1 protein-coding gene is annotated in these 3,934 nt (G+C 70.2%); it reads left to right on the top strand.

What is annotated here, in order from left to right; translation table 11 throughout:
- Positions 1–11: 11 nt before the first annotated feature.
- Positions 12–3,934: amino acid adenylation domain-containing protein (locus tag ACWD35_RS45050; protein ID WP_451357109.1), on the top strand; the 3,923-nt coding region annotated here is incomplete at its 3' end.

The raw sequence follows: 3,934 nt of genomic DNA, 5'->3' as shown, positions 1-3,934 counted from the left end.
CCACGAGCCTGATGTCCCGGCAGGTCGCCTACTGGCGTGCGGCGCTGGCCGACGTCCCCGAAGAGCTGACACTGCCCTACGACCATCCCCGGCCGGCCGTCGCCTCGCACCGCGGACACACCACATCGCTGGAGATCCCCGCGGACGTGCATGCACGACTCCTGGAGGTGGCCCGCGCCGAAGGTGTCACCACCTTCATGGTGCTCCAGTCCGCCCTCGCGGTGCTGCTGTCCCGCCTCGGCGCGGGCACCGACATCCCCATCGGATCGGCCCACGCCGGACGCACCGACGAAGCCCTCGACGACCTCGTCGGATGCTTCGTCAACACCGTCGTGCTGCGCGCGGACCTCTCCGGCAACCCGGCCTTCACCGACGTGCTCGCCCGTGTCCGCGAGGCCGGACTGGCCGGTGGGGCCCACCAGGACGTGCCTTTCGACCGGCTGGTCGAGGAACTCGCCCCGGTCCGCTCCATGGCGCGCCACCCCCTCTTCCAGATCGTCCTCACGATGCAGAACACCATCGAAGCGGTCCTGGACCTGGGCGACGTCCAGGCCAGCCGAGCCGAGTCGGGCGTCAGCGCGGCCAAGTTCGACCTGGACGTCCTGATCTCCGAGGCATTCGACGCCGAGGGCGCGCCCGCTGGATTCCGTGGCACCGTCACCCTGGCCGCCGACCTGTTCGACGCTGAGGCGGCCGACCGGATCGCCGCCGCCCTGCCTCGTGTCCTGGAGGCGGTCGTCTTCGATCCGCGGCTGCGGCTGAGTGATGTGGTGGTGCTGGAGGAGGCCGAGCGTCGGCGGGTCCTGGCGGAGTGGAACGACACCGCAGCGGAGGTGCCTTCGGGCACGGTGGCGGCGCGTTTCGCGGAGCAGGTGGCGCGTACTCCGGAGGCGGTGGCGGTCGTTGCCGACGGCACCGAGGTGGCGTACGCGGAGCTGGACGCACGCGCCAACCGTCTGGCGCACTACCTGATCGCCCAGGGCATAGGCGCGGAGTCGGTCGTGGGTCTGTGCCTGCCGCGCGGTGTCGAGATGATCACCGTGATCCTGGCCGTGTGGAAGGCCGGGGCGGCCTATCTGCCCATCGACGCCGGTCAGCCGGCCGAGCGGATCTCCTTCATGCTCGCGGACAGCGGAGCCATACTCCTCCTGAGCACCGAGGACATCCTCGACGAACTGCCCGTCGACCGCGTCCGCGCGGTTGCGGTCGACGAACCCCTGGTCGATGTGCAGCTGTCGATGGAACCGGCCACGGTGCCACAGATCGTCACGGCGCCGGGGCAGCTTGCATATGTCATCTACACCTCCGGGACGACGGGCCGTCCGAAGGGTGTGGCGGTGTCGCACAGTGCGGTGGCGAACTACGTGGCGTCGGTGCCGGGCCGGGTGGCGTTCGGCGGTTCGGGGGACCGGTATGCGCTGCTTCAGGCGCAGGTCACCGACCTGGGGAACACAGTGGTGTTCGCGAGTCTCACCACAGGTGGTGTGCTGCATGTTCTGGGTGAGGATGCGGCGACTGATCCGGAGGCGGTGGCCGGGTATCTGGCCGAGCATGCCATCGATCACTTCAAGGTGGTTCCCTCGCATCTGGCGGCGCTGGGTGCCGGGGTGCCCCTGGAGCGGTTGCTGCCCGAGAAGTCGTTGGTGCTAGGCGGTGAGACGGCTCCTGCCGGTTGGGTGCGAGAGCTGGTGTCGGCCGCAGGTGAGCGCACCGCTGTGTTCAACCACTACGGCCCGACCGAGACCACGATCGGTGTGACCACGACGCGCTTGACGGCCGAGGAAGTGGCCGACGGCGTGGTACCGGTCGGCTCCCCGGCAACCAACACGCGTGTCTACGTCCTCGACGCCGCGCTTCGACCCGTCGCACCGGGAGTCGTGGGCGAGCTGTACATCGCGGGCGCCCAGCTCGCGCGCGGCTACGTACGCCGCCCCGATGTGACCGCGGAACGGTTCGTGGCCTGCCCATTCGGCGGCCCCGGCGAGCGCATGTACCGCACGGGCGACCGCGCACGGTGGACGGCCGACGGCCAGGTGGTGTTCCTGGGCCGCTCCGACGACCAGGTGAAGATCCGCGGATTCCGCATCGAGCCGGGTGAGGTGCAGTCCGTGCTGACAGCGCACCCGCAGGTCGCCCAGGCGGCGGTGATCGCCCGCGAGGACACCCCAGGCGACCCGCGTCTGGTCGCCTACGTCGTCCCCGTTGATGCGGATGCGGATGCGGATGCGGATGCGGACGCGGACATGGGCACGGGCACGGACACGGCCGAACTCACCAGTGCAGCCAAGGAGTTCGCCGCGCAGCGGCTGCCGGGCCACATGGTGCCGTCGGCGGTGGTCGTGCTGGACGAGCTGCCGCTGACGGGCAGCGGCAAGCTCGACCGCAAGGCGCTGCCCGCGCCGGCCGGCGCCACCACGGCGGGCACGGGTCGCCCGCCGGCCAACCCCCGGGAGGAGATCCTCTGCGCCGCATTCGCCGAAGTCATCGGCGTCGACCGGGTTGGTGTCGACGACGACTTCTTCGACCTCGGTGGTCACTCGCTGCTTGCCGTGCGCCTCGTCAGCCGCATCCGTGTGGCGCTCGGCGTCGAACTGGAGGTCCGCGCCCTGTTCGACACCCCGACGGTGGCGGGCCTTGCCGCCCACATCGACAAGGCAGACCAGGCCAGGACGGCGCTGACGGCGCGGGAACGCCCGGAGCGGGTGCCGCTGTCGTACGCGCAGCAACGTCTGTGGTTCATTGGCGAGCTGGAGGGCCCGAGCCCGACCTACAACATCCCCGTCACCGTGCCTCTCACCGGTGTCGTGGACAGTGTGGCGCTGAACGCCGCACTGCGGGATGTGATCGGCCGCCACGAGGTGCTGCGCACGGTCATCGCGACGGCGGACGGCGAGCCCTACCAGCACATCCTCGACACCGAGGACCTGCAGTGGGAGCTGCACGTCACCGAGGTGCCGGAGGCGGACCTGGCCGACGCGATCGACGGCGCCGCAAGGTACGCCTTCGATTTCTCCGCCGAAGTGCCGATCCGTGCCTGGCTGTTCTCGATCGCCCCGGAGGACCATGTCCTTGTGGTGACCGTCCACCACATCGCCAGCGACGGCTGGTCCACGCGCCCGTTGGCACAGGACGTGTCGACGGCCTACGCGGCACGCCGCGCGGGCCGGGCTCCGCAGTGGGAGCCGTTGCCGGTGCAGTACGCGGACTACGCGCTATGGCAGCGCGAGCTGCTCGGCGACGCGAACGAGCCAGGCAGCATGATGGCCCGTCAGCTCGGTCATTGGCGTGAGACCCTCGCCGGCGCGCCGGAAGAGCTGCAACTGCCCTACGATCACCCGCGCCCCGCCGTAGCCGGCCACCAGGGGCACAGCGTGCTGTTGAACATCCCGGCAGAGGTTCACGCCCGCCTGGCTGAGGTGGCCCGTGCCGAGGGCGCGACAGTGGCCATGGCACTCCAGGCCGCGCTTGCGGTGCTCCTGTCCAAGCTGGGCGCGGGCACCGACATCTCCATCGGATTGGTGAACGCCGGACGCACCGACGAAGCCCTCGATGACCTGGTCGGGTTCTTCGTGAACACGCTGGTGGTGCGCACGGACTTGTCGGGGAACCCGACGTTCCGTGCCCTGTTGGCGCGGGTGCGTGAGGAGAGCCTGTCCGCCTTCGCTCACCAGGACGTGCCGTTCGAGCGTCTGGTCGAGGAGCTGGCGCCGACACGTTCCCTGGCCCTGCACCCGCTGTTCCAAGTGGCCCTCGCGGTGCAGAACAACGCCGATGCCGTCCTGGACCTGCCCGGTGTGCGCGCCGGAGGAGCCGGGGCGGCACAGGCTGCGACCTTCGACGTGGCCAAGTTCGACCTGGACGTCAGTATCGGCGAGATCTTCGACGCCGAAGGCCGTCCCGCGGGGCTGCAGGGTGTGCTGATCGTCGCCGCGGA

The organism is Streptomyces sp. NPDC002671, assembly GCF_053592475.1.
Note: the sequence above shows the minus strand (reverse complement) of the source record. Positions and strands in the feature narration are given on the sequence as shown.